The 1,206-nt window shown below is 37.1% G+C and carries 2 protein-coding genes and 1 pseudogene; 2 read left to right on the top strand and 1 reads right to left on the bottom strand.

Features of this window, described 5'->3' with window-relative positions; translation table 11 throughout:
* A pseudogene (locus tag ABZY44_RS37740) lies at window positions 1-95 on the top strand (IS982 family transposase); the annotation flags it as partial.
* Between the two features lie 73 nt (window positions 96-168).
* Window positions 169-849 (top strand): IS6 family transposase, encoded by a 681-nt coding sequence (locus ABZY44_RS37735; RefSeq protein WP_356662079.1) that lies wholly within the window; start codon window positions 169-171, stop codon window positions 847-849.
* Window positions 850-947: 98 nt separating this feature from the next.
* Here ABZY44_RS37735 and ABZY44_RS37730 read toward each other — a convergent pair.
* Window positions 948-1,206: universal stress protein (locus ABZY44_RS37730; RefSeq protein ID WP_356662077.1), on the bottom strand; the 259-nt coding region annotated here is incomplete at its 5' end.

Genomic DNA, 1,206 nt, shown 5'->3' with positions numbered 1-1,206 from the left:
ATAATAGCACACTTCCAAAAGTTTTTGTTTATTTACTGACAACCATTGAGACGCTTTATCAAACGAGTGTTCCCCTTGAGGTTCAAAACCGAAAGGGTTCTGTTGCAAAGTTTTCCAAAAAATCTATTTTAGTGTAAAATTGAGAAAAAAGACAGAGAGGACAGAGTAATGAATCATTTTAAAGGCAAACAATTCAAAAAAGACATCATTATTGTCGCTGTTGGTTACTACCCGCGTTACAATCTAAGCTATCGTGAAGTTCAGGAATTGTTATATGATCGTGGAATAAATGTTTGTCATACTACGGTTTATCGTTGGGTGCAAGAGTACAGCAAAGTCCTCTATTATCTTTGGAAGAAGAAAAATAGACAATCCTTCTATTCATGGAAAATGGACGAAACCTATATCAAAATTAAGGGACGTTGGCATTATCTTTATCGTGCAATTGATGCGGACGGCTTAACCTTAGATATCTGGTTACGAAAGAAACGGGATACGCAAGCAGCCTATGCTTTCTTAAAACGACTCCATAAACAGTTTGGTGAGCCGAAAGCAATTGTGACCGATAAAGCACTTTCTCTTGGCTCCGCCTTTAGAAAGTTACAGAGTGTGGGTTTATATACTAAGACAGAGCACCGAACTGTGAAGTATCTTAACAATTTAATAGAACAAGACCATCGACCTATTAAACGACGAAATAAATTTTATCAAAGTCTCCGTACAGCCTCTTCCACGATTAAGGGCATGGAGACCATTCGAGGAATATATAAAAAGAACCGAAGAAATGGAACGCTCTTCGGCTTTTCGGTGTCTACTGAAATCAAGGTATTAATGGGAATACCAGCCTAAGATATTTGGAGTTCAGAGAGAGCGCGTTTGATTTTCAAACTTCGCAACAGAACCAATTTGTCCAAGATATTGACCCAAATACATATTATCTGCAATATTTACTTAATAACTGTAATTGAGATTGGAGAATTTTTAACCATATAAGTAGCATGCGAACCAAAATATCCTTTAATTCCATGCATTGATCGCGATCCAATGATTAAGATATCTGCAGATGTTGCTGGCAAAATCGTCTTAGTAATTTCCTCGGCCGGATCACCTTCTCCACTGTACAGCTGAATGTTTTTTACACCGCTATTTTCTGCATATTGTTTGTACTTTTCCAAATTAAGTGACAATTGACTTTGTTTCTGCCTC

This window comes from Streptomyces sp. NPDC006544, assembly GCF_040611715.1.
Taxonomy (GTDB): Bacteria; Actinomycetota; Actinomycetes; order Streptomycetales; family Streptomycetaceae; genus Streptomyces.
The sequence above is the reverse complement of the archived record's forward strand: the minus strand, read 5'-3'. Positions and strand labels throughout refer to the sequence as shown.